The 24,664-nt window shown below is 60.2% G+C and carries 27 protein-coding genes; 10 read left to right on the top strand and 17 right to left on the bottom strand.

Annotation, left to right across the window (positions count from 1 at the left end; genetic code table 11):
• Nucleotides 1–394: 394 nt before the first annotated feature.
• Nucleotides 395–937, bottom strand: coding sequence for a hypothetical protein (locus tag FQ746_RS31390; RefSeq protein WP_186310883.1), 543 nt, complete (start codon nt 935–937; stop codon nt 395–397).
• Nucleotides 938–966: 29 nt separating this feature from the next.
• Entirely contained in the window at nt 967–2,052 is a 1,086-nt protein-coding gene (locus FQ746_RS31385) for an NINE protein (protein WP_144113702.1), read from the bottom strand.
• A gap of 271 nt (nt 2,053–2,323) precedes the next feature.
• Here FQ746_RS31385 and FQ746_RS31380 point away from each other — a divergent pair, with 271 nt between their 5' ends.
• From FQ746_RS31380 to FQ746_RS31370, 3 genes are all read left to right on the top strand, one after another.
• On the top strand, nt 2,324–2,938 hold the full coding sequence (locus FQ746_RS31380) for a GIY-YIG nuclease family protein (RefSeq protein ID WP_144113701.1): 615 nt from the start codon (nt 2,324–2,326) through the stop codon (nt 2,936–2,938).
• 193 nt (nt 2,939–3,131) lie between these two features.
• Nucleotides 3,132–3,635: a glycoside hydrolase family 73 protein gene (locus FQ746_RS31375; RefSeq protein WP_144113700.1), complete on the top strand. Its 504-nt coding sequence runs from the start codon at nt 3,132–3,134 to the stop codon at nt 3,633–3,635.
• Nucleotides 3,632–3,982: a hypothetical protein gene (locus FQ746_RS31370; protein WP_144113699.1), complete on the top strand. Its 351-nt coding sequence runs from the start codon at nt 3,632–3,634 to the stop codon at nt 3,980–3,982. The genes FQ746_RS31375 and FQ746_RS31370 overlap by 4 nt, the downstream gene beginning before the upstream one ends.
• A 22-nt stretch (nt 3,983–4,004) precedes the next feature.
• On the opposite strand, the gene FQ746_RS35395 is transcribed toward FQ746_RS31370, so the two are convergent.
• The 8 genes from FQ746_RS35395 to FQ746_RS31335 all read right to left on the bottom strand — a co-directional run bounded on the left by FQ746_RS35395 (nt 4,005) and on the right by FQ746_RS31335 (nt 9,216).
• The gene (locus FQ746_RS35395) at nt 4,005–4,136 is read right to left on the bottom strand and encodes a hypothetical protein (protein ID WP_260854233.1); all 132 of its coding nucleotides are present in this window, start codon (nt 4,134–4,136) and stop codon (nt 4,005–4,007) included.
• Between the two features lie 64 nt (nt 4,137–4,200).
• Nucleotides 4,201–4,665 carry a hypothetical protein gene (locus FQ746_RS31365; protein ID WP_144113698.1) on the bottom strand — a complete coding sequence of 155 codons (465 nt, stop codon included), beginning with the start codon at nt 4,663–4,665 and terminating at the stop codon, nt 4,201–4,203.
• 430 nt (nt 4,666–5,095) lie between these two features.
• Entirely contained in the window at nt 5,096–6,484 is a 1,389-nt protein-coding gene (locus FQ746_RS31360) for a replicative DNA helicase (protein ID WP_144113697.1), read from the bottom strand.
• Nucleotides 6,485–6,641: 157 nt separating this feature from the next.
• The gene (gene rplI / locus FQ746_RS31355; RefSeq protein ID WP_144113696.1) at nt 6,642–7,094 is read right to left on the bottom strand and encodes a 50S ribosomal protein L9; all 453 of its coding nucleotides are present in this window, start codon (nt 7,092–7,094) and stop codon (nt 6,642–6,644) included.
• Nucleotides 7,095–7,121: 27 nt separating this feature from the next.
• Nucleotides 7,122–7,397 carry a 30S ribosomal protein S18 gene (gene rpsR / locus FQ746_RS31350; RefSeq protein ID WP_144113695.1) on the bottom strand — a complete coding sequence of 92 codons (276 nt, stop codon included), beginning with the start codon at nt 7,395–7,397 and terminating at the stop codon, nt 7,122–7,124.
• 2 nt (nt 7,398–7,399) lie between these two features.
• On the bottom strand, nt 7,400–7,699 hold the full coding sequence (gene priB, locus FQ746_RS31345) for a primosomal replication protein N (RefSeq protein WP_144113694.1): 300 nt from the start codon (nt 7,697–7,699) through the stop codon (nt 7,400–7,402).
• Nucleotides 7,700–7,749: 50 nt separating this feature from the next.
• Nucleotides 7,750–8,124, bottom strand: a complete 375-nt coding sequence (gene rpsF, locus FQ746_RS31340) for a 30S ribosomal protein S6 (protein ID WP_144113693.1) — start codon at nt 8,122–8,124, stop codon at nt 7,750–7,752.
• Between the two features lie 177 nt (nt 8,125–8,301).
• A complete protein-coding gene (locus tag FQ746_RS31335) occupies nt 8,302–9,216 on the bottom strand; it encodes a LysR family transcriptional regulator (RefSeq protein WP_144113692.1) in 915 nt (304 codons plus the stop codon).
• Nucleotides 9,217–9,363: 147 nt separating this feature from the next.
• Here FQ746_RS31335 and gcl point away from each other — a divergent pair, with 147 nt between their 5' ends.
• From gcl to lysM, 4 genes are all read left to right on the top strand, one after another.
• Nucleotides 9,364–11,139, top strand: coding sequence for a glyoxylate carboligase (gene gcl, locus FQ746_RS31330; protein ID WP_144113691.1), 1,776 nt, complete (start codon nt 9,364–9,366; stop codon nt 11,137–11,139).
• A 90-nt stretch (nt 11,140–11,229) separates the two neighbouring features.
• Entirely contained in the window at nt 11,230–12,027 is a 798-nt protein-coding gene (hyi, locus tag FQ746_RS31325) for a hydroxypyruvate isomerase (RefSeq protein WP_144113690.1), read from the top strand.
• A gap of 43 nt (nt 12,028–12,070) precedes the next feature.
• Nucleotides 12,071–12,979, top strand: coding sequence for a 2-hydroxy-3-oxopropionate reductase (locus FQ746_RS31320; protein ID WP_144113689.1), 909 nt, complete (start codon nt 12,071–12,073; stop codon nt 12,977–12,979).
• Between the two features lie 500 nt (nt 12,980–13,479).
• Nucleotides 13,480–13,977 (top strand): peptidoglycan-binding protein LysM, encoded by a 498-nt coding sequence (gene lysM, locus FQ746_RS31310; RefSeq protein ID WP_144113687.1) that lies wholly within the window; start codon nt 13,480–13,482, stop codon nt 13,975–13,977.
• A 53-nt stretch (nt 13,978–14,030) separates the two neighbouring features.
• Here the strand turns inward: lysM and FQ746_RS31305 are convergent, their stop codons facing one another.
• Together FQ746_RS31305 and FQ746_RS31300 are read right to left on the bottom strand one after the other, a co-directional pair.
• Nucleotides 14,031–15,056, bottom strand: a complete 1,026-nt coding sequence (locus tag FQ746_RS31305) for an asparaginase (protein ID WP_260854232.1) — start codon at nt 15,054–15,056, stop codon at nt 14,031–14,033.
• Between the two features lie 86 nt (nt 15,057–15,142).
• Nucleotides 15,143–16,132, bottom strand: a complete 990-nt coding sequence (locus FQ746_RS31300; RefSeq protein ID WP_144113685.1) for a LysR family transcriptional regulator — start codon at nt 16,130–16,132, stop codon at nt 15,143–15,145.
• A gap of 152 nt (nt 16,133–16,284) precedes the next feature.
• On the opposite strand from FQ746_RS31300, the gene FQ746_RS31295 reads away from it, so the two are divergent.
• From FQ746_RS31295 to FQ746_RS31285, 3 genes are all read left to right on the top strand, one after another.
• Nucleotides 16,285–17,130 carry an ureidoglycolate lyase gene (locus FQ746_RS31295; RefSeq protein WP_144113684.1) on the top strand — a complete coding sequence of 282 codons (846 nt, stop codon included), beginning with the start codon at nt 16,285–16,287 and terminating at the stop codon, nt 17,128–17,130.
• Between the two features lie 28 nt (nt 17,131–17,158).
• Entirely contained in the window at nt 17,159–17,911 is a 753-nt protein-coding gene (locus FQ746_RS31290) for an SDR family NAD(P)-dependent oxidoreductase (protein ID WP_144113683.1), read from the top strand.
• Nucleotides 17,912–17,984: 73 nt separating this feature from the next.
• On the top strand, nt 17,985–19,304 hold the full coding sequence (locus FQ746_RS31285) for an MFS transporter (protein WP_144113682.1): 1,320 nt from the start codon (nt 17,985–17,987) through the stop codon (nt 19,302–19,304).
• Between the two features lie 111 nt (nt 19,305–19,415).
• Here the strand turns inward: FQ746_RS31285 and FQ746_RS31280 are convergent, their stop codons facing one another.
• From FQ746_RS31280 to FQ746_RS31260, 5 genes are all read right to left on the bottom strand, one after another.
• Nucleotides 19,416–20,342, bottom strand: a complete 927-nt coding sequence (locus FQ746_RS31280; protein ID WP_144113681.1) for a CysB family HTH-type transcriptional regulator — start codon at nt 20,340–20,342, stop codon at nt 19,416–19,418.
• An 81-nt stretch (nt 20,343–20,423) separates the two neighbouring features.
• Nucleotides 20,424–21,482: a sulfate/molybdate ABC transporter ATP-binding protein gene (locus FQ746_RS31275; protein ID WP_144113680.1), complete on the bottom strand. Its 1,059-nt coding sequence runs from the start codon at nt 21,480–21,482 to the stop codon at nt 20,424–20,426.
• Nucleotides 21,482–22,525, bottom strand: coding sequence for a sulfate ABC transporter permease subunit CysW (gene cysW / locus FQ746_RS31270; protein WP_260854231.1), 1,044 nt, complete (start codon nt 22,523–22,525; stop codon nt 21,482–21,484). Before cysW ends, FQ746_RS31275 begins: the two co-directional genes overlap by 1 nt.
• Complete coding sequence (cysT, locus tag FQ746_RS31265; RefSeq protein ID WP_144113679.1) at nt 22,522–23,445, bottom strand: sulfate ABC transporter permease subunit CysT; 924 nt, start codon at nt 23,443–23,445, stop codon at nt 22,522–22,524. Before cysT ends, cysW begins: the two co-directional genes overlap by 4 nt.
• Nucleotides 23,446–23,615: 170 nt before the next feature.
• Nucleotides 23,616–24,656, bottom strand: a complete 1,041-nt coding sequence (locus FQ746_RS31260; RefSeq protein WP_144113678.1) for a sulfate ABC transporter substrate-binding protein — start codon at nt 24,654–24,656, stop codon at nt 23,616–23,618.
• Nucleotides 24,657–24,664 lie beyond the last annotated feature (8 nt).

The raw sequence follows: 24,664 nt of genomic DNA, 5'->3' as shown, positions 1-24,664 counted from the left end.
TTTCGGGACCGGCTGCATGCGTTGACCAATGACACCCGCCGTTGCTTTGCTACCAGGAGTGATGATGACGGGGCCAACTACAGGCCTTGCGCCGCTGGGCAGCCGTCCAGTCGGCAAAGGAAGGAATCCCGGTTTTTTGATCGGCATTTTGAGTAGCGTGTAGTTTTTACGGGTTTACTTTACCAGAACGATGATCGGGGGAAACACGCCCCTAGAAATACTAGCATCCGGGACTAGCTAGGAACGAGCCGGTTGCGGGCGGATTCGGGCGCGACAGGCCGCTTAGCTGGATTGAAGGCAAGGTTAAAACCCTGTTGTTGATTACTTGATATTTCAAATTGAGGAACCCCGCCAAGGCGGGGCTCTTGCGCGGTGCAGAATCGCTACATTTCAGTCAGTACGGAGTGGCGCGACTCATCATCCCCATCAACCTGAACAGAGCCGGAAGCGGAACAGGAGTTATGCCCGTCAGATCGCCTTCGCTGTTCAACGCTTTTATATAGTCGCGTATGTGCTGCTCCATTTGCTGCACAATTATGTGCGAATCAAGCAAGCTAGGCTCAATGGTTTTTATATCAACGTCTTCGATAGACTCGCCACTCACGCGAAAGAACGCCATACACGGAGGCGAAGCTTGCTCCCTGATGTTTAAGACTCGCAGAAATTGCCGATTGAATTGATTCATCTGGAATTCAGCACCTTCGTGCAAATAATATATGGTGACGTCTTTGCCGGAGGCGGCGTTTAACACCTTGAATCCATCCGCCTTCAAAGCTTTTCGGACCGGCCCATCGCTCATATTGTAAAAAATGAAGGCGAAGGCCCGCGCGCGTTTCTCCCGCATGTGCTGGTGACATAGATTTTTGAAATCTCTTTCAAAATCATAAAGCCCTAGACTGACTCCCGTTGTGGGTCCCTGCCGGAATATGGTGTGCATGTCCGCCTTTCGCTAACTCTGATTGACGATCAGTTTTGTGGAGTATCCACGCGAGCCGCCGCGTTCCGGGTTTGTTCAATGAGTGCCATCGTACTAGTTTGATACTGGTACCACGTATTCAAGCAAGCGACATCATTGCAGTGCTTTTCTCGGAAGTTCCATTGTCCACGCATCCGATCCTTGAAAGCATCCAAGTCTGTCGGAGCAATTGCGTTTTTAGCTGCAGTTACCGAGTTAGCAAGCTTCACGTCTGCGATAGCAAGTGCCGGCGTGTGGCAAATCAGATACTCATTCTGTGAGTGGCTTTTGCCGCAATCGAAACTTGTTCCATACATCTGATTTGGCGTTGTGTTCAAATCCGTAGCAGGGTCTAACGATTGAGTAGCGCTGTCCTGCGTAGGCTGTGCCGGTGCCAGTGCCGGTGCTTGCTGGTCTTGTGCTGGCGCTGCCTCTGCCACCGCCGCTACTTGTGAAGTCGCTTCTGCCACAGTTGCTTGGGGTTGAACATTACCCTGCTCGACGTTCGCGGCAGGCGCGCTGCTGACCTCAGGACTCGATGGTTGCACCGAAGGTGTCTGTGCCGAAGGAGCCGTAACAGTGTCAGGCGTCGTGGACACACTGTCTCGAACAACAGCGTCCGGAAAATACGACATGATCACAGCGAACATCAGAAAAACACCGACTGACACGATGATAACTAGACGCTCAGTCACGCGCGTGAGCTTCGGCTTGATTCCAGCCAGCCGCAACGCAGAATCTTCGTTGCAGTAATTCACCTGCGCAAACAAGATACACATGCCGAGGAAGCTAAAGATTCCGAACGGCAGAATTGCGCCCCATACTGCTGCCAATCCGAAGAATACGTTTTGAATTTCTTTACCGTGCACGACCATTCCAATACCGAAACCTACCAGAATCAGTAACAGGTAATGGGCGGTGAGCATGACCCAGCGGCGCGTGTACATCAGGTGTGCACCGACAGAGCCAAGGAAAAACCAGAGTAGGTACGCGGCAAAAGCAGAACGGGTCTGCGCTTGATGTAAATTGCGGTGAAGAGCGTGGTCCCCGATTGCGTGCACTGTGGTTCGCGGAGTAGTTCCGTTCATAACTTCCATGCGTTCCCTCGTTATCTCAATATTTTTCGTTGATTGAATGAACCTGCTGGCCCCACCGACATTACGGCAACATGAGACCATTTCTTTAGAGGTCACCCGAAAAATTTGAGCAAACCGGCGCTTTGCTTGCCTTGGAAAAATTTGAACACTAAAATTATTGTATAAAATCAAAAGTTTAGTTTCCGCCCAAGGCGAGGATCATAGTTACCAGAGAGATGTTCCATTTGGGCGTCCCAGCCTCACATAATCAACTCATTCGATATAATATGCCGTGTCAATCTGGGGTATCGAAATGGCAATAAATAAGTATTGGGAAGACGACTTCGACGAGAACGATTATGATGATCTCAAGGAGGCGCACGTTGAACGAGAACGCCTCCGGCAAGAAAACTCGAATGTTGGTTGGATTTACATCGGATTGGACACACGGAATGATCGTGAGGCGAAGATTGGGCGGACCATTGGCACGCCCGGATCAAGAGCCGGTGGCACTCAGAACCGGTACTATGCCTTGCTATGTGCTTTCAAGATCAGGGATGGTGTACATCCAAGCACCATTGAGTTAATAGAAGGTGCTGTGCATGAAATGATTGAACGGGACTATGAGCGGATGAGGCATCCCCGTACGGGCCGGAAAACCGAGTGGTTTTCTATCAATTCGTTCTTTGCTAAACAGATAGTTCATGATTTCCTTTATGAAAAATTTAATCAATACATGCACTGTTACCACTGCCACGAACGTGACAAAGGAGTTATTTATTCGTGGGAACCTCCAATTGATAGCGGCAGAGTTCGGTATCAGGCAACCGATTTAAGCAATCCTCCGGTTGCATATGAATGCTCAATGCCCCCAGGCTGCGGCGCAGATTGTGATTGTTGGGGGTAACAAGGCATAAAACAAATACGGAATTCGAGCTGCCCAAAAAAATACCTTAGCGAATTATTTGGATGTAGTTGGGGTACCGCACGGCTAGCTATTCACTACGCATTAAGTGGGGAAACGGAGCGCTAGCCTAGTTTCGTCAAACCAACCGCTCTGCTACAGTCTTTGTATTATTTGCTTTCAGTGGGATTGCCAAATGCCTGAACACCACGCACATAAATCCAAGGCAGCACCGTCTTCACCGGCTTACGTAACCGCGTTTATTGCCGATCATCTTGCCAAGGCGCAAGCGATCCAGCGGCGATTTGGCATCCCGGCGGGAATCGTCCTCGCGCAATCTGCGCTGGAAACGAACTGGGGACGCCGCGTAGTTGGCAACGCTTATTTCGGCGTGAAGGGGCGCGCACCGGACGGAAGTTCAGCGACGTTCACCACGCACGAAATTCTGAATGGGGCGTCCGTACAGATACAGGGAACGTTCCGCGCATACACAGGTTTTGATGATGCCGCAGACGATTACGCCCGGACCATCAGCAGCAACCCGAAATTCCGGGTTTGCTACACGCAACGGAGTGCCAGCAAGTGCGCTATTGCGCTTCAGCACGGCGGCTATGCGACTGACCAGCACTACGCAACGAAACTGAATGCCATAATCCGCGCGCACAATCTCGACCAGTACGATGCGGGGCAATCGCAATGACCCGATGGACGGTTGCAGTTGCGCTCCTTGTTACCTGCGCGTCAGCCTGCGCAAAACCGCTGGCGGTGCCGGACGACAATGCAGCAGCGTTACTAGCCTCAAAGCTGGTTACTAAATATCAGCTCTCGACGGACAGGACCGAATGCCTCTTCTTCGATACGTTCGACCAAGGCAAGAGTTACGAGGTGCGCGTCCGCGAAAATCATTCAGCGGAATGTGGCGGCGCAACCAATACTTCACCAACACTCTTTTTCGTGCGAATGCGAAAGAGTGACGGACATGCTGTTACCAACGCTTATGACGGCGAGCATTTCGTTCCCTTGCGAAAGATACCCAAGACTGACTAGGTCGGTCGTGTGGGCTGGAACATTACTGCACCGGATTTTCCGGATATAGGTGAAGTTCAAACATCGCGCGCAATACCTTGGCGATGGTCGCGTTATTCGCGCGCACGTACGCCTTCAGGTCTTCGCGCATTTGCGGTGTGACTTCGATGTTCACGCGAACCAGTTCGTCAGACAGAGGCTTAGTGAGTTTTTTGCTTTAAGGGCTTCTTGTGGGTTATTCATAGTTGATCCTGCTGAACGTCGCCCGGCTGAAGTTTGGCGAACGGGATATCTCCAATACGTCGGTCATACACAAACGCCTCAACGTGCTTCTTCCGTCCGCTGGGCATCTTTTCCCCTTTGCGGATAGCGCATGTCTCCGAGAATACATATCGCTCAAAGCGCTTCTGAACGTCGTATGCCGTGGTAACGCCCTTCTCGATCCGGCGATTAGCGACATAGGCGCGGCATACGTCGGCAACCGTCAATTTCCGGTCGTTCTGGACGCCCTTAGCCAGTTCCTCCGCCCACTTGGCGATTTCCCGGCTGGCTTCGTCGTATTCCTTCGTGGCGTCGCTTCCCAGTGACGTGAACTGGTACGTGCCGCTGGCGTCGCGAGTGCAACCGATCCACGTTCCGCCTGTTGCTGCCCCCTTTCGGAAGCCGATAAGTACGCCAAGCTTAGGCGGACCAGTAAGGGGCACGGCGCGGTTCCAGCTTGGCCCGCGCGGTCTTGAATTTCAGGTTTGATGTCATGTGGCCCCCGGTGGTTTTGCGTACGCAAAGTAACCGAAGTTCAGGGGCGTACGTACGTAAAAAATACGTACTTGTGACTCGTGCGTTACAGATGCTCCAATCGCACTTTCTCAAAAAATCTAGACTTTTCAAGGTCTTAAAAACGGGGACTGCATGATAGGAATGCGCCTATCGCGAAGTTTTCCCTAGAAACTTGCCCGCGGTGGGCATGAATCGACCGAACATTGGGATCCCGGAGATAAGTCACGTTTTTGGCTGACATAAAACCGCCACATTGTACCGGTCCGGGATCGCTACCGCACTTTTGACAGCGTCGTTACAACATGAGCCGCAGTTACTGCTTGCAGTTCCCTTGACGCTGTCGTCTGCTTTGGCGGATCAATCGCTGTAGAAGTTTTGCGCGCCCGCAAAGTTATCGAACTTCGTGTATTGACCATGGAAAGTCAGTCGAACAGGGCCGATCGGGCCGTTCCGCTGCTTGCCGATGATGATCTCCGCAGTGCCTTTGTCGGGGCTATCAGGGTTGTAGACTTCGTCGCGATAGATGAACAGGATCACATCCGCATCCTGCTCGATAGCGCCGGATTCACGCAGATCCGACATGATCGGCCGCTTGTTCGGCCTCTGTTCCAGTCCACGATTCAACTGCGACAACGCGATGACCGGAACATCGAGTTCCTTGGCGAGACTTTTGAGCGAGCGCGAGATTTCCGAGATCTCGGTCGCCCGGTTTTCACCGGCTGACGACGAACCGCTCATCAACTGCAGGTAATCGATGATGATGAGGCCGAGCTTGCCGCATTGCCGCGACAACCGGCGCGCGCGGGAGCGCAGTTCCATCGGATTCAAACCACCGGTCTCGTCGATAAAAATCTGCGCTTCGCTCATCTTCTGCACGGCATGTGTCAGCTTCGGCCAATCTTCGTCGGTTAATCGCCCGGTTCGCATCCGGTGCTGGTCGAGCCGGCCAACCGAGCCGAGCATCCGCATGGTCAGTTGCGAGCCGGGCATTTCCATCGAAAACACCGCTACTGGCAAACCGTATTCAACTGCAACGTACTCGCCGACATTCATCGAGAACGCGGTCTTACCCATCGACGGACGCCCTGCAACGATGATCAACTCGCCGCCATGCATGCCGGACGTCATACGGTCCAGATCGACGAAGCCGGTCGGCGTGCCGGTCACGTCGCTCGGATTAGCCGTGTGATATAGCGTGTCGATACGCTCGACGACCTGGGTCAGCAACGGTCCAATCTCGAGAAAGCCCTGGGTGCCGCGCGCGCCGTCTTCGGCAATCGAGAACACCTTCGATTCGGCCTCGTCCAGCAACTGGCGCACTTCCTTGCCCTGCGGATTAAACGCGTCGGCGGAAATCTCGTCGGCTACCGACACCAGCCGGCGCAACACGGCACGATCGCGCACGATTTCCGCGTAACGGCGGATATTGGCTGCGCTCGGCGTGTTTTGCGCCAGCGCATTCAGGTAGGCGAGCCCGCCGACCTCTTCCGCCTTGCCCGCGGTGCCGAGCGACTCGTACACGGTGATCACGTCGGCCGGGCGCGTGGCCGCGATCAGCTTGCCGATGTGTTCGTAAATGAGCCGATGGTCGTAGCGATAAAAATCGCTCTGCGACAGGAAGTCGGCGATGCGGTCCCATGCCGCGTTGTCGAGCAGCAGGCCGCCCAGCACCGATTGCTCGGCCTCGATCGAATGCGGCGGGACTTTTAGCGACTCGAGTTGGGGATCTTTGGACGGTGCGTTCATGGAGGGGAATTATCGGGGTAAAGCGCGCGGGAGGAAACAAAAAACCTGCACTTCGATGTACGCCAGGCGGGCATGAAAAAAGGCAGGGGCCGGTCACCCGGCCCCTGCCTCTCTTAAGCCATCTGCCAGCAACCCGGCTGGCAGCTGCTTTGCGTCTTTAGACGTGTTCGCCCAGCACGGCCACCGTCACTTCGACGAGAACGTCGGTGTGCAGCGAGACCTGAACTGCGTGGTCGCCCACGATCTTCAGCGGGCCTTCCGGCAGACGCACTTGCGCCTTTTCCACTGCGAAGCCTTGCTTGACCAGAGCGTCGGCGATGTCGGCGTTGGTCACCGAGCCGAACAGACGGCCGTCGACGCCAGCCTTCTGACCGATTTGCACCGTCGAGCCTGCCAGCTTTTCGCCTTGAGCCTGAGCGGCTGCCAGCTTTTCAGCGGCGGTCTTTTCGAGTTCAGCGCGGCGAACTTCGAATTCAGCCAGCGCTTCCTTCGTTGCACGACGAGCCTGCTTTTTCGGGATCAGGAAGTTACGTGCGTAACCGTCCTTGACCTTCACGATGTCGCCCAGGTTACCCAGATTGACGACTTTTTCCAGAAGAATGATTTGCATTCGGATGCTCCTTATCGCGTCGTCGGGTTAGGCCTTGTGCTGGTCGGTGTACGGCACCAGCGCGAGGAAACGTGCGCGCTTGATTGCCGTATCCAGCTGGCGTTGGTAATGCGACTTCGTACCCGTGAGACGCGCCGGCGTGATCTTGCCGTTTTCGCCGATGAAGTCCTTCAGCGTATCGAGGTCTTTGTAGTCGATGTGATCGACACCAGCGGCCGTGAAACGGCAGAACTTCTTGCGCTTGAAGAGCGGATTTTGTTGCTGACGACGTTTGTCGAATTTCTTACCAGTCGGGCGGGGCATGTTCAGTCCTTTCCAATGTCCTGCAATGCTGTGATGTGAAATACCAGTGTTCTTGCGTTGCGGTGCTTTTTTGCCAGGAAGCCGGTGAAGAGCGTTTCCACGCCCATCTGACAGCCTTCCAGCTTACCGCTCGCCTCGCCTGCGGCTACCGCCTGCATGGTCAGTTCGACTTGCCGGGTAATGCCGGCTTCGACGACTTCCGCGCGGTGCTGCAACGTGCAACCTGCAATCGGAACGCCGGCGGGGGTGTACCGCACCGGTTCGCGTTCGACGACGCTGGCCGTAAGTTGCAGCCGGTTCATGAGCCTTTTGACGAGCGCGACGCTCGACCTGGTAGCTTAAATAGTGTGTCTTAAGCCTGCGCTTCGGACGGTTGCGTAGCAGCCGACTTCTTGGCTTCTTCGCGCTGCACTTCCTTCATCATCGGCGACGGGCCGGTTTCGGCCTTCTTCAGCTTGACGATGAGGTGACGCAGAACTGCGTCGTTGAACTTGAATGCGTGTTCCAGCTCGTCGAGCGTGGTCTGGTCGCATTCGATGTTCAGGCAGACGTAGTGAGCCTTCGCGAGTTTCTCGATCATGTAGGCCAGTTGGCGACGGCCCCAGTCTTCGATGCGGTGGATCTGGCCACCGTGCGAGGTAATCGTGCTCTTGTAACGCTCGATCATGGCGGGCACTTGCTCGCTCTGATCCGGATGCACGATAAATACGATTTCGTAATGACGCATATTCACTCCTTGTGCTGACTTATGGATTAAAGCCACCCGGGCGTCGGACCGGTGTGGCAAGTGAGAAGCCCAAGACTATAACCCGTAAAGGGACGGGTTGCAAGATATCCCGATAATCGAACACCTGAAACCAGAGCGTTTTCAACGATTTACGCCGCCCGGCCATTGCAAGGCCGACTAATAGGACGGCCGGTTCCAGTAGTCGTCGCTCGAATACACCTCTTTCAGATAATCGATGAAGTAGCGTACCCGCGACGGCACGTAGCGCTGCTGTGGATACACCGCGAGGATGTCGTAGTCGGGCAGCGCGTACTCGTCGAGCACCGTTTCCAGTTCGCCGCGTGCCAGTTGCTGCTGGATTTCCCACGTCGAGCGCCAGCCCAGCCCGAGTCCTTCCGACACCCAGCGGTGCAGCAGTTCGCCGTCGTTGCAATCGAGCGTGCCGCCCACGCGCACCGTCGCCAGTTTGCCGTTACGCCGGAAATACCAGCCGCGGTTCTGTCCGCCTTGCAGGTTGAACGCGAGGCAGTTGTGGCGCGGCAGATCGTCCAGCGTCTTCGGTTTGCCGTGCGCGCGGAAGTACGCGGGCGTGCCGCACACCACGCGCCGGTTCGACGCCAGCTTGACGGCGACGAAGTTCGGATCGACCGACCCGCCGATCCGGATCGACAGGTCGTAGCCCTCGCGCACCAGATCGACCACCCGATCGGTCAGGTTGAACGACAGTTGCAACTCCGGTTTATCGGCGAGGAAGGCCGGCGCCAACGGCGCCACGTGCTTGCGCCCGAAAGCCGCCGGCGCCGACACGATCAGATGCCCGTTGATCGCGCGCCGCCCGGCGCTCAATTCGTTTTCCGCCTGATCCCACTCGCCGAGCAGACCGCGACAGCGCTCCAGAAACGCGGCGCCCTCTTCGCTCACCACCAGCCGCCGTGTCGAGCGGTACATCAGCTTGACGCCAAGGCGCTTTTCCAGCGCGTCGATGCGCCGCCCGAGTATGACCGGCGACACACCCTCCTCCAGCGCCGCCGCCGCAAGGCTGCCGGCATCGGCAACCCGCACGAAGGTCTCGATCTGCTTGAAACGGTCCATCTCGTGTCTCCCGCCATTCCATACTTTTTGTTTCGAAATAAGCGACTCGGGCTGATCTTATCAAACCTTTCCGTGACGCCTAAAGTTCGTTCAACACTTCGAAACGCCGATTCCCAAAGACATTCCCCGACAAGTCAGGAGACATTCATGGCCAAGATGAGAGCCGTCGACGCAGCCGTGCTGGTGCTCGAAAAAGAAGGCATCGACACCGCATTCGGCGTACCGGGTGCCGCCATCAACCCGTTCTACTCGGCCATGCGGCGCGCGGGCAATATCAGCCATGTACTGGCGCGGCACGTCGAAGGCGCGTCGCACATGGCCGAAGGCTATACGCGGGCGCAGCCGGGCAATATCGGCGTGTGCATCGGCACCTCGGGTCCGGCGGGCACCGACATGATCACCGGTTTGTACTCCGCTCAGGCCGACTCGATCCCTATTCTCGCTATCACGGGTCAGGCGCCGCGTGCGCGTCTGTACAAGGAAGACTTCCAGGCCGTCGATATCGAATCGATCGCCAAGCCCGTCACCAAGTGGGCTGTCACCGTGCGCGAGCCGGCGCTGGTGCCGCGCGTGTTCCAGCAGGCGTTTCATCTGATGCGCTCGGGCCGCCCGGGCCCGGTGCTGGTCGATCTGCCGATCGACGTGCAACTCGCCGAGATCGAGTTCGACATCGATACGTACGAACCGCTGCCGGTCTACAAACCCAAAGCCACGCGCAAGCAGATCGAAGCCGCACTCGCGTTGCTCAACGATGCCGAACGGCCGCTGATCGTCTCCGGCGGCGGCGTTCTCAACGCCGCGGCTGAAGATCTGCTGGTGAGCTTTGCCGAAACGCTCGGCGTACCGGTCGTTCCGACGCTGATGTCGTGGGGCGCGATTGCCGACGACCATCCGCTGATGGCCGGCATGGTCGGCCTGCAAACCTCGCACCGCTACGGCAACGCGACGATGCTCGCCGCCGACTTCGTGCTCGGCATCGGCAACCGCTGGGCCAACCGTCATACGGGCAGCGTCGAGGTGTACACGAAGGGCCGGAAATTCGTTCACGTCGATATCGAGCCGACGCAGATCGGCCGTGTGTTCGGACCGGACCTCGGCATCGTGTCGGATGCGAAGGCCGCACTCGAACTGTTCGTCGAAGTCGCCAAAGAATGGCAAGCGGCGGGCAAGCTGAAAGACCGCAGTGCATGGGTCGCGCAGTGTCAGCAACGCAAGCAGACGCTGCAGCGCAAGACGCACTTCGACAACGTGCCGATGAAGCCGCAACGCGTGTACGAAGAGATGAACCAGGTGTTCGGCCGCGATACCTGCTACGTCAGCACGATCGGTTTGTCGCAGATCGCCGGCGCGCAATTCCTGCATGTCTACAAGGCGCGCAACTGGATCAACTGCGGTCAGGCCGGTCCGCTCGGCTGGACGATTCCGGCGGCGCTCGGCGTGCGTGTCGCCGATCCGCAGCGGCCGATCGTCGCGCTGTCGGGCGACTACGACTTCCAGTTCATGATCGAAGAACTCGCCGTAGGCGCGCAATTCAAGCTGCCCTACGTGCACGTGGTGGTGAACAACTCGTATCTCGGCCTGATCCGCCAGGCGCAGCGCGCGTTCGACATGGACTTCTGCGTGCAGCTCGGCTTCGAGAATATCAACTCGCCCGACACCAACGGCTATGGCGTGGATCATGTCGCCGTCGCGGAAGGCCTCGGCTGCAAGGCGATTCGCGTGTTCAAGCCGGAAGAGCTGAAGCCTGCATTGCAGAGAGCGCAGTCGATGCTCTCCGAGTTCAACGTGCCGGTAATCGTCGAAGTGATTCTCGAACGTGTGACCAACATCTCGATGGGCACCGAAATCGACGCGATCAACGAGTTCGAAGAACTGGCGGAACAGCGCGCCGATGCGCCGACCGCGATCAGCATGCTCGACTGAATGCACGACTGATTGCGAGACTGATTGCACGACTGATTGCAAGACCAAGTTTCATCCCTTCATCCGACCGACCAGAGAGACCTTCGCACCATGCCGAAATTTGCTGCCAACCTCACGATGCTGTTCAACGAAGTGCCGTTCCTCGACCGTTTCGCGGCCGCTGCGGATGCGGGCTTCGACGCCGTGGAATTCCTGTTTCCCTACCCGTATAAAATCGCCGAGCTGAGCGAACGTCTGCAGCAGAACCGTTTGCGACTCGTGCTGCACAACCTGCCCGCCGGCAACTGGGAAGCGGGTGAACGCGGCATCGCCTGCCTGCCGGATCGCGTGAGCGAGTTCCGGGACGGCGTGGGCCATGCAATCGAATACGCGAAGGCGTTGAAGGTGCCGCAACTGAACTGCCTCGTCGGCATTCCGGGCGCGAACGTGGACGCCGACCAGGCGCGCACGACGATCGTCGAGAACCTGCGTTTCGCCGCGGCCGAACTGAACCGCGCGAACATCCGGCTGCTGGTCGAGCCGTGCAACTCGTACGACATTCCGGGCTTCGCACTGAAACGTTCCAGCGAAGGGCTCGACGTGATTCGCGCGGTCGGCTCGGACAATCTGTTCCTGCAATACGACATCTATCACATGCAACGCATGGAAGGCGAACTCGCGGCGACCATCAAAAAGAATCTGCTGCAGATCGCGCATATCCAGCTCGCCGATAACCCGGGGCGCAACGAGCCGGGCACGGGCGAGATCAACTATCCGTTCCTCTTCGATCTGCTCGACACGCTCGGCTACGAAGGCTACGTCGGCTGCGAATACAAACCGCGCACGACGACTGCCGCCGGCCTCGCCTGGCTGGGACAAACCCGCGACGCAGCCCGCGCCGCCGCCTGATCCTACAGGCCCTCACCCCCAACGACTCTGGAGACACACTCTCATGGCAAAGATCGGTTTCATCGGCCTCGGCATCATGGGCGCGCACATGGCGCGCAATCTCATCAAGGGCGGTCACACGCTGTTCGTGAACGGCGCGTATCCGGTCCCCGACGATCTGGCAAAGAGCACGAGCGTCGTCGCGAATTCCACCGCAGTCGCACAGGCTGCCGACATCGTCGTCATCATGGTGCCCGACACGCCGGACGTGGCCAATGTCCTGTTCGCCGACGACGGCGTCGCCGCGGGCCTCACGATGGGCAAGCTGGTGATCGACATGAGTTCGATCTCGCCGCTCGACACGCAGGCATTCGCCCGCAAGATCAACGCACTCGGCGTGGACTACCTGGACGCGCCGGTGTCCGGCGGCGAAGTGGGCGCACGGGAAGCGTCGCTGACCATCATGGTCGGCGGCCCCGAGCACGCGTTCGCGCAGGCGAAGCCGCTGTTCGAACTGATGGGCAAGAACATCTCGCTGATCGGCGATAACGGTGCAGGCCAAACCTGCAAGGTCGCGAACCAGATCATCGTCGCGCTGAACATCGAGGCCGTGGCGGAAGCGCTGCTGTTCGCGTCGCGCTCGGGCGCCGATCCGGAACGCGTGCGTCGTGCGTTGATGGGCGGCTTCGCTTCGTCGCGCATTCTCGAAGTCCACGGCGAACGGATGACGAAGCGCACGTTCGAGCCGGGCTTTCGCATCGAACTGCATCAGAAGGATTTGAACCTCGCGCTCGACGGCGCACGCAAGCTGGGCATCGCGTTGCCGCATACGGCGAGCGCGCAGCAGTTGTTCAGCGTATGCGCGGCGAACGGCGGCAAGGCGTGGGATCACTCGGCGATGGTGCGCGCGCTCGAGATCATGGCGAACTACGAAGTGGCACAGGCGCCGGGCGCCGAAGCGAAAGCGGCCTGATAAGAGAGAGAGCGGCTGTGCAAGGCGGCCGCTCTTGAAGGTGGGGCGCTCGTGATGTCACGCGAAGTGCGTGACATCATGGGCAAAATGGCCGCTCTGGGCTGAGAGTGGCCAGGCAGGGTCCGCAGCGGCACCCGGCGACGCCGGGGAAGCCTTGGTCGGTCAGACGTCGTCGTCGGGTGTCCGGCTGTCGGATTTCATCGCCATGCTTTATCCGCCAATCTCTCGCACGAAGACATTCGCGCAAGTCGTCCGCACGTCTTCCTGCCGGGTGCCTGCGAGCGTGCATTCACGCGAATCGTTACGCAGAACTGCGCTTGCCGCTACGTGCCGCTACGTGCCGCCGCTCACATCTGCTTGCAATTGCGCGCGCATCCCTCGACCATTTTTGACACATCGCCGCGCGCTTTTCTCCTACACTCGTTGACTCCGGTCGCAGGCGTTTCAATCGCTCAGCTTCCAGGCTTGCCGCCTGCGCCGTCACGTCAGGAGTGTCATCAATGGGTATTCTCAGTTTTATCAAGGACGCCGGCGAAAAGCTGTTCGGCGCAGCCTCTGCCCCCGCACAAGCCGCCGCCGCACCGGCCGCCGCACCCGACCTTGCCGCATTGAATAAAACCGCCGGCGACGCCATCGCCACGTATATCCGCACGCAAGGTCTCGACGCGACCAATCTGTCCGTCACCTACGACGGCACGAACCATACCGTCACCGTGTCCGGTGAAGCCGCGGATCAACCGACCAAGGACAAGATCCTGGTTGCCGCCGGCAACGTGCACAACGTCGACAAGGTCGACGACCAGTTGACCGTCACGAAACCCGCCGCCGCACCCACGCAGTTTCACACCGTCGTATCGGGCGACAATCTGTGGAAGATCGCAGAGAAGTACTACGGCAGCGGCGCGAAGAACGACGTGATTTTTCAGGCCAACACGCCGATGCTGAAGAGCCCGGACAAGATTTATCCGGGTCAGGTATTGGTCATTCCGGCGGTGTAATGCAAAGCGTTGCGCGTGCGCCTGGCGCATGCGCAACGTTATCTCCCACACCGTCAATACGTATCGAATATCTTTTGCAGCGCGACCGGGCCGGTTCCGCCGGCGGCGAGCGCGAGCATCAACAACACGCGCGCCTTGTACGGATTCAGCGAGCCCGCGCTGACAAAACCCAGCGCGTCGTCGGCGGCCGCGCCGTTGCGCATCACATGCCCCGAGCCCACACGCGAAGCCCGCACCACGACCACACCCTGCGACGCCGCATCGGCCAGCGCCTGCTGCATCGACGCATGAATCGAACCATTGCCCGTACCGGCCACCACGATGCCGCGCACGCCCGCCGCAACCAGCGCGTCGACGACGATCCGCGACACGCCCGCATAGCTCACCACGACTTCCACGTTCGGCCAGTTCGCGCCGATAACGAATTCCGTCGCCAGCGTATGTGCGCGCACGACGCCGCGCTGAAACTCGACGCGGCCATCCTGGACCCAGCCGAGCGCGCCGATCTCCGGCGACTGGAATGCATCCACCGCATAGGTGCTCGTCTTGACCACATCGCGTGCGCTGTGAATCCGGTTGTTGAACGCGACCAGCACGCCCTGCCCGCGCGCGCTTTTTTGCGCCGCCACGGTGACCGCGTTCTGCAGATTCAACGGACCGTCGGCGGACAGGGCGGAGGCCGGACGCATTGCCGCGGTCAGCACGACCGGCTTGTCCGATTTGACGGTCAGATGCAGTAGATATGCGGTTTCTTCCAGCGTATCGGTGCCATGCGTCACCACCACGCCGTCGATGTCGTCGGTCGCCAGCAACGTGTTGATGCGTTGCGCGAGTGTGGTCCAGAGCGCCAACGTCATGTCCTTGCTGTCCACGCTGGCTATCTGCTCGGGCACGATGCGCGCGAGCGTCGACAGTGACGGCACGGCCTGCAGCAACTGGTCGACCCCGACCACGCCCGCCCGATAACCCGAGGTATTGGTCGCGTCCGGCGCCGCACCGGCGATCGTGCCGCCGGTGGCCAGCACGGCGATGCGCGGCAGCGGCGATGGGTTGAGCGGTTGCGCGCTTTCGTCGGACATGGCTGGGGGCGTGGAAGAAGAAAAGGAAGAAAAAGAAGAAGTGGAAAGTTTCATGGGCGCGATTGTAAATGATCGCCCCATCGGCATTACTGCGCCGCGTCCACCGGTCCGGCATAGAGTCCACTACGCGTCAGCGTCGCCGCATGAATGCGCAACTCTTCGATAAAAATCCGCGCCGCGGCGGACAGTCCGCTTCCGCGTCGCCGCACGATCCCATACGGCTCGACGCGCGAAGCGATGTCGATCGGCAAGCGCTTGATAATCCCCTGCCTTTCGAAAAACGCCGCCGTCTCGAATGAGAACAGCGAGATGAGTTCATTGCTTTCGGCCAGCAACAAAAGACTGCCGAATGTCGACGAGGTTTCGATCGCGTGAGCAGGCAACGGCAGCCCTGCTTCGATCAACTCGCGTTCGAGCAGCGTCCGCAGCGGCATCTGGCTCGGAAACATCACCCACGGAAATTGCGCCAACTGCTCGAGCGTCACCTCGGCGGCCGATGCCAGCGGGTGTCGCGGACCGGTCGCCACGCTCACTCGCTCTTCCAGAAACAACTCGACATCGAACAATTCCGGCTGACCCGCCACCGACGCACGGCAGATCGCGAGATCTAGCCGCCCTTCGCTCAGCAATTGCAGAAGCCGCGCGCTGGTGTCTTCGAACAGCTCGATCGAAATTGCCGGCTGCTTCTCCTTCAACTTCAGCACGGCCTGCACGAGTATCGTCGGCAGTGAACCCGCCACGCCGCCCACGGCGAGGCGTCCGCCCTGACCGCGCAGAATGCCCGTCATCTCCTCGCGGAGATGGTCGAGATCGGTGCCGATCAGTCGCGCATAACGCACCACGCAGTGGCCGAGTTCGTTCGGCACCAACCCATGCGTGTGGCGCGCGAACAGTTCCGCGCCGAACGTGTCTTCCACTTCCTTCAACGCTTTGCTCGCGCCCGGTTGCGTCATCGACAACTGCTCGGCCGCGCGATGCAGCGAACCCGTGTCGTCGATGGCGATCAGCAATCTCAGTTGGCGAAAACGCAATCGCGAGCCGATTGCGTGAAACGAGGGTAAATCCGGAGATGTCATTTAGTTATTCCACGATCCACGACTGTCAGTAGGCGCCCGGCGCGTGACTTTATAGACTGCGATTCTGGAAAGACAGGCCGGCTCGACCGACACGAGCGACGCTGTGTTTAGAACCTTATTCAGAACCTTAATCGGCAACCAGGAAATTCCCTATGAAACTGCTGCGATACGGCCAGCCCGGCCAGGAGAAGCCAGGCGTGCTCGACGAGAACGGTGCGATTCGCGACCTGTCGGCAACGATCGGCGACCTCACCGGTGCAAACCTGTCCGATGAAGCGCTCGCGCGACTGCGGCAACTCGATCTCTCCACGCTGCCGGTAGTCGACGGCAATCCGCGAATCGGACCGTGCGTCGCGGCCATCGGCAAATTCATCTGCATCGGTTTGAACTACGCCGACCACGCGGCGGAATCGGGCATGGCCGTCCCCGCCGAGCCGATCGTCTTCAACAAATGGACCTCCGCGGTCGTCGGCCCGAACGACGACGTGAAGATACCACGCGGCTCCGGGAAGACCGACTGGGAAGTCGAACTGGGCGTCGTGATCGGCAAACAGGCGAGCTACATCGAGGCCGCCGACGCACTCGATCATGTGGCCGGTTTCTGCGTGATCAACGACGTGTCGGAACGCGCGTATCAACTCGAACGCGGCGGTACCTGGGACAAGGGCAAAGGTTGCGATACGTTCGGTCCGATCGGTCCGTGGCTCGTCACGCGAGACGAAGTGGCCGACCCGCATGCACTCGGCCTGTGGCTCGAAGTGGACGGCAAGCGCTATCAGAACGGCAATACCGCGACGATGATTTTCCGCGTGCCCGAAATCGTCGCGTATCTGAGCCGCTTCATGACGCTGTACCCGGGCGACGTGATCGCCACCGGCACGCCGCCGGGCGTCGGCATGGGCATCAAGCCCGAAGCGGTATTCCTGCGGGCCGGCCAGACAATGCGACTGGGCATCGACGGACTCGGCGAGCAGACTCAACGCGTCATCGGCGCCTGACCTCAATCTCAACACGAGTGGACTCGACATGAATCGATACGATTTCGAAGGACAGACGGCCGTCATCACCGGTGGCGCGCTCGGCATCGGCTACGCCGTCGCGGAACGTCTGCTGGCAGGCGGCGCGAAGATCGCGTTATGGGATCGCGACGCAGGCGCACTGGAAGCCGCGCGCGACACGCTCAAAGCGGGCGACCAGGTGCAGGCTTATCAGGTGGATATCACCAGCACGCTGCAGGTCAAGGCCGCGGCAGATGCGACCGCGAAACAACAAGGCGATGTCAGCGTACTCGTCAACTCTGCGGGCATTGCCGGACCCAACGCGCCGCTCGCAGACTACCCCGACGACGAATGGGAGAAGGTCATCGCAATCAATCTGACGGGCACGTTCAACATCAACAAGGCGATCGTCGCCGGCATGGTGGCGCGCAATTACGGCCGCATCGTCAACGTGGCGTCGATTGCCGGCAAGGAAGGCAATCCGAATGCGTCGGCCTACAGCGCGTCGAAGGCCGGCGTCATTGCGCTCACCAAGAGCCTCGGCAAAGAGACGGCCGGCAGGAACGTCGCGGTCAACGCGATTACGCCGGCGGCCGCGAAGACACGGATTTTCGATCAGATGTCGCAGGAGCATATCGACTACATGCTGTCGAAAATCCCGCGTGGACGCTTCGTCAACGTCGGGGAGATTGCCGCGATGGTCGCGTGGCTGGTCTCGGAGGAAAACTCCTTCACGACCGGCGCGGTGTTCGATCTGTCCGGCGGCCGCGCCACTTACTAGGCGTAGCATGCACCGCAGAGCGCATCGAGCCGCTTGCAGGAAACCAGTACAACAACCATGACGGAGACCGACAATGAACCAACCGGCGGCGCCTGCCTTGTCACCCCTGACCAGCGACGCCTCTGTCGCCGGCCACATCTATAAGCGGATTTTCTGGCGGTTCGTTCCGCTGCTGGTCATCTGCTTCGTGTGCGCGTATCTGGATCGCGTGAACATCAGCTTTGCGAAACTGCAGATGCAAAGCCAGTTAGGCTTGAGCGATGCGGTGTATGGCCTCGGCGCCAGCGTATTCTTCGTCGGCTATCTGATCTTCGAGGTGCCGAGCAACCTCATCCTGCATCGGGTCGGCGCGCGTTTGTGGATCGCCCGCATCATGATTACGTGGGGCATTGCGTCGGCCTGCACGATGTTCGTGCGGGACGAGGTCAGCTTTTACGTGATCCGCTTCATCATCGGCGCGCTCGAAGCGGGCTTCGTGCCGGGCGCGTTGTACTTCTTCACGAAATGGTTTCCGCGGGAAGTGCGCGGCCGCACGAACACGCTGTTCATGGCGTCCATCGCGTTGTGCGGCATTATCGGCGGTCCGATTTCGGGCGGCATCATGAAGTACGTTCATGGGCTGCATGGACTCGCCGGCTGGCAGTGGCTGTTCCTGCTCGAAGGCATTCCGTCGATCCTGCTCGGCCTCGTCGTCATCTTCATGCTCGACGATTCGATTCAGAGCGCGAAATGGCTGAGCCCCGAAGAAAAGACGGTCTGGAGCCGCATCGTCGAAGGCGAAAAAGACTCGCAAGCCGTGCATCGTTTTGGCCCGGCGCTGCGCGAGCCCGCCACTTACACGCTGTCGCTCATCTACTTCTGTCTGGCCTCCGGCATCTACGGCCTGGTGTTCTGGATGCCGCAACTGATCCGCACGGCGGGCACGCAGGACACGTTCGTGATCGGTCTGATCTCTTCGCTGCCGTATATCGTCGCGGCGATCACGATGGTCTGGCTGGGGCGTCATTCGGACAGAACCGGCGAGCGCCGCTGGCATCTGGCGCTGTGTGCGCTGGCAGGCGGCGTCGGCTACTTCGTTTGCGGGTTTTTCAGTCAGAACACGCTGGTTCTGGTGATCGGCCTGACCGCGGCGGCGACCGGCATCATTTCCGCCATCGGTCTGTTCTGGGTATTGCCGCAACGGTTTCTCAGCGGCGTGGCCGCTGCCGCGGGCATCGCGTTGATCAACTCGCTGGGACAGATCGGCGGCATCGTCACGCCGTATATGGTCGGCAAAGTGAAGGATACGACCGGCAGCGCGACGCTCGGTTTGTACGTGGTCGCGGCGGTGTGTGTGCTGGCCTTCGTGCTGATTGCGTGGGGCTTGCCGAAACGGCTCTACGAACGGGCTTGAGGCGGGTCGATCTTTGAGAGCATGCTGCCGTCCGACTGGACGGCAGCATGCGTTGCTTCATCGCTTCATCGATTCACCGTTCGAGCTTCGACGCTGGGCGTTGCAGCGAACTCAAACCGCTTCGCGCAATTGCGCGGCGATTTCCGCTTCGTTGAGTTGCGGCGCGAACATTTCCAGCAGACGGTAAGCGTAAGCGCGCAGGAACGCGCCCTTGCGCAAACCGACGCGCGTCGTGCTCGCTTCGAACAGATGCTGCGTATCCAGCGCGACCAGTTCCGTGTCGCGCTTCGGGTCGTACGCCATGGCCGCCACCACGCCGATTCCCATGCCCAGTTCGACGTAAGTCTTGATCACGTCGGCATCGATCGCGGTCAGCACGACGTCGGTCAACGCACCCGCTTTGGCGAACGCCTGGTCGATGTGCGAGCGGCCCGTGAAGTCCTGGTCGTAAGTGATGATCGGGAATTCGGCGATATCGTCGAGCGTCAGGTTTTCGCGGCCCACCAGCGGGTGATCCTTCGGCACGACCACCACGTGATGCCATGAATAGCACGGGAACGTGACGATATCCGGGAAGCGGTCGAGCGCTTCCGTCGAGATGCCGATGTCGGCTTCACCGTTGATGATCATCTGCGCGATCTGTTGCGGGCTGCCCTGACGCAGCGCGAGATGCACTTTCGGGAACACTTCGGTGAACTGGCGGATCACCTTCGGCAACGCATAGCGTGCCTGCGTGTGGGTGGTCGCCACGACCAGATGGCCGCTGTCCTGATCGGCGTATTGACGCGCGACGCGGCGCAGATTCTCCGCATCGAGCAGCATCCGCTCGATCAGCTGATGCACCGCTTTGCCGGGTTCCGTCAGGCCCGTCAGACGCTTGCCGCGGCGGATGAAAATGTCGACGCCGAGTTCGTCTTCCAGATCCTTGATCTGTTTCGACACGCCCGACTGGGACGTGTACAACACATTGGCCACTTCGGTCAGATTCATGTTCTGACGCACGGCTTCGCGCACGAAGCGCAGTTGCTGGAAATTCATCGTTATATCTCCGATTCTGCCAGAGTGAAGTTATTCGAATTCGTCCGACCGGCCGCGCGATTCGACGCGGCCTCTTTGCATTTACGGCGCAGGGAATACGCGCAACGCGCGCGGCACCGCTGTCACGCCGTCGCCGATCGACAGTTGCAGCTCACGCCACGATTCGCGATCGAGTTCGGCTTCGAGCACGTTGCCCTCGCGGCTCGCGAGTTCGACCCGCACCGAGCCGCCGAGCGTCACCACGCGCCGCACGTCGACTACGATGCCTTCGCGATGCCCCGACGCCTGCGGATACAACTGCAGGTCGTGCGGACGCACGTACGCGAACGCCGGTCCGCTGAAACCGGCTTGGATCGTCACCGGCAACGCCGCGCCATCGACGACGAAACCGCTCGCATCCACGTTGCCGTGCAGGCGGTTCGCCGCGCCCAGAAACTCGTACACGAACGAGGTTTGCGGATGGTCGTAGACATCCTGCGGACTGCCTACCTGCTCCACGTGACCACGATTGAGCACGACGATACGGTCGGCCACTTCGAGCGCTTCTTCCTGGTCGTGCGTGACGAACAGCGTGGAGATATGCAGGTCGTCGTGCAGACGGCGCAGCCAGCTGCGCAATTCCTTGCGGACTTTTGCATCCAGCGCGCCGAACGGTTCGTCGAGCAGCAGCACCTTCGGCTCGACCGCGAGCGCGCGGGCTAGCGCGATGCGCTGCCGCTGGCCGCCCGACAGTTCCGACGGATAGCGTTGCGCGAGCCAGTCGAGTTGCACGAGCTTCAGCAGTTCATGAACCTTCTCGCGAATCACCGCGTCCGACGGCCGCTCCTTGCGCGGTTTCACGCGCAGTCCGAACGCGACGTTCTCGAACACCGTCATATGGCGGAACAGCGCGTAATGCTGGAACACGAAGCCGACTTCGCGCTCGCGCGCGCCGACCGTCGCCACGTCCTGTCCTTGCAGCACGACCTGGCCGCTGTCCGCATACTCGAGTCCGGCGATCACGCGCAACAAGGTGGTCTTGCCACAACCCGAGGGCCCGAGCAGCGCAACCAGTTCGCCCGGGGGGAAATCGAGCGACACGTTATCGAGCGCGACGAAATCGCCAAAGCGCTTCTGCAGGTTACGTACGGTGATACCCATTACAGCTCTCCTTGCTTGAGCGGGTGCTTGACTGCCTGTTGCTGCGATGAAGGGGTCGAGGCAGAAACCGTCGACAAAGCGGACGCCGGCCCGGCATACGCGGGCACGTCGCGCGCGGCCGACAGTTCCGCCGACATGTGGCGCTCGGCAAGCAGCTTCAGGCCGAGCGTCACGAGCGCCAGCAAGGCCAGCACCGACGCCACGGCGAACGCGGCCGAGAAGTTGTATTCGTTGTAGAGAATTTCGACGTGCAACGGCATCGTGTCGGTCTGGCCGCGAATATGGCCGGACACCACCGACACCGCGCCGAACTCGCCCATCGCCCGCGCGTTGCACAGAATCACGCCGTACAGCAGGCCCCATTTGACGTTCGGCAGCGTGACGCGGCGGAAAATCTGCCAGCCTGACGCGCCGAGCACATGGGCGGCCTCTTCTTCGTCGTTACCCTGCGATTGCATCAACGGAATCAGTTCGCGCGCAACGAACGGGAACGTGACGAAGATCGTCGCCAGCACGATGCCCGGGACGGCGAAAATGATCTGCACGTTATGGTCCTGCAACCACGGGCCGAACCAGCCCTGCGCGCCGAACATCAGCACGTAGACCAGACCCGAGATGACCGGCGACACCGAGAACGGCAAATCGATCAGCGTGGTCAGCAGCGCCTTGCCGCGAAATTCGAACTTCGCGATACACCACGAGGCCGCGAGGCCGAATGCAAGGTTCAGCGGCACGGCAATCGCCGCGGTAATGACCGTGAGCTTGATGGCCGACAGCGCATCCGGATCGGCGAGCGCTTCCAGATAGAAACCGATGCCCTTGCTCAACGCCTGGTAGAACACGGCGACCAGCGGCACGACCAGAAACAGCGCGAGAAACAGCAGCGCGATCCCGGTGAGCAGCCAGCGCACCACGGGCGGTTCGGTCACCGGATCGGGGCGCCGCGCAACGTTCAACGGCGCGCGCGGCGCGACCGCGACCGCTGCCGGCGTCGGGGTGTGCGTCGAGCCATGTTCGCCGCCCTTCACGGGCTGGCCGCTCATTGCGCACCTCCGCCGAACGAGCCGACGCTCGCCACACTCGCGCCGCTCGCGGTGCCCGCCGCGCCCGGCGCGGGCCCTGCTCCGCCGCGGCTCGTGCGGCGCTGCAAGTACCACTGCAGCGTGTTGATCAGCAGCAGCATCAGGAACGACACCACCAGCATCACGACCGCCAGCGCGGTCGCGCCGGCATAGTCGTATTGCTCGAGCTTGGTGATGATCAGCAAGGACGTGATTTCGGACTTCATCGGCACGTTGCCGGCGATGAAAATCACCGAGCCGTACTCGCCGAGCGCGCGCGCGAAAGCCAGCGCGAAACCGGTCAGCAAAGCCGGGAAAACCGCCGGCAACACGACGCGGCGAAACGTCAGCCAGCGCGAGGCGCCGAGGCACGCAGCCGCCTCTTCCTGCTCGCGTTCGAACTCCTCGAGCACCGGCTGCACCGTGCGCACCACGAACGGCAAGCCGATGAAGGTCAGCGCAACCAGCACGCCCGCCGGCGTGAACGCGATCTTGATACCGAGCGGCTCGAGGAACTGGCCGATCCAGCCATTGCCCGCATACACGGCGGCGAGCGAAATACCGGCGACCGAGGTCGGCAACGCGAACGGCAGATCGACCACCGCATCCACGATGCGCTTGAACGGGAAGGTGTAGCGCACCAGCACCCAGGCCACCAGAAAGCCGAACACCGCGTTGATCAGCGCGCCGCCGAGCGCCGAGAAGAACGTCAGCCGGTACGAGGCGAGCACGCGCGGCGAACTCACCGCGCGGACGAACTGCGCCCAGTCGAGGGTCGCGGTTTTCAGAAAGGTCGCCGCCAGCGGAATCAGCACCACGAGGCTCAGATAAGCCACCGTGATGCCGAGAGTCAGGCCGAAACCGGGCAATGCGCTCGGTTTCCGGAAGGTCAACGTCGTCATGCGGAGTACTCGTTCAGGGTTGAGGCCGGCGGCGCCTGTTGCGGCCCTCCGGTCAGCCAAAAAGCGCGCCCTGGGGCGCGCCTTCTTGCTGGGTGAGACGCCCGGGCACTTGCCGCGAGGGGTCTCACCGCTGGGTCGTGCGACTGCGTTATTGCACGTCGATGCGCGCTTTATTGCGGCGAGTAGATCGAGTCGAACACGCCGCCGTCGGCAAAGTGCGTCTTCTGCGCGTTAGCCCAACCGCCGAACGAATCGTCGACCGTGTACAGCTTCAGCTTCGGAAACTTGGCCGTGAGGTCGGCCGGCACCTTGTTCGAACGCGGACGATAGAAGTTGCGCGCGGCGATTTCCTGACCTTCTTCGCTGTACAGGAAGTTCAGATACGCTTCGGCGAGCTTGCGCGTGCCGTGCTTGTCGACCACCTTGTCCACCACGGCAACCGGCGGTTCGGCCAGAATGCTGACCGACGGCACGACGATTTCAAACTTGTCTGCGCCGAATTCCTTCTGCGACAGGAACGCCTCGTTTTCCCACGCGATCAGCACGTCGCCGATACCGCGTTGCACGAAGCTGGTGGTCGCGCCGCGCGCGCCCGAATCCAGCACGCCCGCATTCTTGTAGACCTTGCTGACGAAGTCTTTGGCCGTCTGCGCGTTGCCGCCCGGCAGATGTTCCGCATACGCCCACGCGGCCAGATAGTTCCAGCGCGCGCCGCCCGAGGTCTTCGGATTCGGCGTGACGATCGACACCCCCGGCTTGGCCAGATCGTCCCAGTCCTTGATGTGCTTCGGATTACCCTTGCGCACGAGGAACACGATCGTCGACGTGTACGGCGACGCATTGTCCGGCAAGCGCTTCTGCCAGCCCTTGTCGACGATGCCCTTGCTCGCCAGCGCGTCGATGTCGTAGGCCAGCGCCAGCGTCACGACGTCGGCCTGCAGGCCGTCCAGTACCGAGCGGGCCTGTGCGCCCGAGCCACCGTGCGACTGCTTGAACGTGACCGTCTCGCCAGTCTTCGCTTTCCATTCCTTGCCGAACGCCTGATTGACGTCCTGATACAACTCGCGCGTCGGATCGTAGGAAACGTTCAGCAGCGTCGTGTCGGCCGCATGCGCCTGTGCCATGACGCCGAGTGTCGCAGCGGCGCCGAAGGCGAGCGCTGCGATGAGTTTTCTGGTCGTGCCCGTCAAGCTCTTGCCCTGATGATTCATGCCAACTT

It is taken from the genome of Paraburkholderia sp. BCC1886 (assembly GCF_900996245.1).
In the GTDB taxonomy this organism is placed as follows: domain Bacteria; phylum Pseudomonadota; class Gammaproteobacteria; order Burkholderiales; family Burkholderiaceae; genus Paraburkholderia.
This window is presented reverse-complemented; position numbering and strand designations above follow the sequence as displayed.

What these genes read in the sequence shown, in the direction of transcription:
- FQ746_RS31390 (WP_186310883.1), bottom strand. Translation starts at nt 937, where the DNA reads ATGCACACCATATTCCGGCAGGGACCCACAACGGGAGTCAGTCTAGGG.
- FQ746_RS31385 (WP_144113702.1), bottom strand. Translation starts at nt 2,052, where the DNA reads ATGGAAGTTATGAACGGAACTACTCCGCGAACCACAGTGCACGCAATC.
- FQ746_RS31375 (WP_144113700.1), top strand. Translation starts at nt 3,132, where the DNA reads ATGCCTGAACACCACGCACATAAATCCAAGGCAGCACCGTCTTCACCG.
- FQ746_RS31370 (WP_144113699.1), top strand. Translation starts at nt 3,632, where the DNA reads ATGACCCGATGGACGGTTGCAGTTGCGCTCCTTGTTACCTGCGCGTCA.
- FQ746_RS31360 (WP_144113697.1), bottom strand. Translation starts at nt 6,484, where the DNA reads ATGAACGCACCGTCCAAAGATCCCCAACTCGAGTCGCTAAAAGTCCCG.
- rplI (WP_144113696.1), bottom strand. Translation starts at nt 7,094, where the DNA reads ATGCAAATCATTCTTCTGGAAAAAGTCGTCAATCTGGGTAACCTGGGC.
- rpsR (WP_144113695.1), bottom strand. Translation starts at nt 7,397, where the DNA reads ATGCCCCGCCCGACTGGTAAGAAATTCGACAAACGTCGTCAGCAACAA.
- priB (WP_144113694.1), bottom strand. Translation starts at nt 7,699, where the DNA reads ATGAACCGGCTGCAACTTACGGCCAGCGTCGTCGAACGCGAACCGGTG.
- rpsF (WP_144113693.1), bottom strand. Translation starts at nt 8,124, where the DNA reads ATGCGTCATTACGAAATCGTATTTATCGTGCATCCGGATCAGAGCGAG.
- FQ746_RS31335 (WP_144113692.1), bottom strand. Translation starts at nt 9,216, where the DNA reads ATGGACCGTTTCAAGCAGATCGAGACCTTCGTGCGGGTTGCCGATGCC.
- gcl (WP_144113691.1), top strand. Translation starts at nt 9,364, where the DNA reads ATGGCCAAGATGAGAGCCGTCGACGCAGCCGTGCTGGTGCTCGAAAAA.
- hyi (WP_144113690.1), top strand. Translation starts at nt 11,230, where the DNA reads ATGCCGAAATTTGCTGCCAACCTCACGATGCTGTTCAACGAAGTGCCG.
- FQ746_RS31320 (WP_144113689.1), top strand. Translation starts at nt 12,071, where the DNA reads ATGGCAAAGATCGGTTTCATCGGCCTCGGCATCATGGGCGCGCACATG.
- lysM (WP_144113687.1), top strand. Translation starts at nt 13,480, where the DNA reads ATGGGTATTCTCAGTTTTATCAAGGACGCCGGCGAAAAGCTGTTCGGC.
- FQ746_RS31305 (WP_260854232.1), bottom strand. Translation starts at nt 15,056, where the DNA reads ATGTCCGACGAAAGCGCGCAACCGCTCAACCCATCGCCGCTGCCGCGC.
- FQ746_RS31300 (WP_144113685.1), bottom strand. Translation starts at nt 16,132, where the DNA reads ATGACATCTCCGGATTTACCCTCGTTTCACGCAATCGGCTCGCGATTG.
- FQ746_RS31295 (WP_144113684.1), top strand. Translation starts at nt 16,285, where the DNA reads ATGAAACTGCTGCGATACGGCCAGCCCGGCCAGGAGAAGCCAGGCGTG.
- FQ746_RS31290 (WP_144113683.1), top strand. Translation starts at nt 17,159, where the DNA reads ATGAATCGATACGATTTCGAAGGACAGACGGCCGTCATCACCGGTGGC.
- FQ746_RS31285 (WP_144113682.1), top strand. Translation starts at nt 17,985, where the DNA reads ATGAACCAACCGGCGGCGCCTGCCTTGTCACCCCTGACCAGCGACGCC.
- FQ746_RS31280 (WP_144113681.1), bottom strand. Translation starts at nt 20,342, where the DNA reads ATGAATTTCCAGCAACTGCGCTTCGTGCGCGAAGCCGTGCGTCAGAAC.
- FQ746_RS31275 (WP_144113680.1), bottom strand. Translation starts at nt 21,482, where the DNA reads ATGGGTATCACCGTACGTAACCTGCAGAAGCGCTTTGGCGATTTCGTC.
- cysW (WP_260854231.1), bottom strand. Translation starts at nt 22,525, where the DNA reads ATGAGCGGCCAGCCCGTGAAGGGCGGCGAACATGGCTCGACGCACACC.
- cysT (WP_144113679.1), bottom strand. Translation starts at nt 23,445, where the DNA reads ATGACGACGTTGACCTTCCGGAAACCGAGCGCATTGCCCGGTTTCGGC.
- FQ746_RS31260 (WP_144113678.1), bottom strand. Translation starts at nt 24,656, where the DNA reads ATGAATCATCAGGGCAAGAGCTTGACGGGCACGACCAGAAAACTCATC.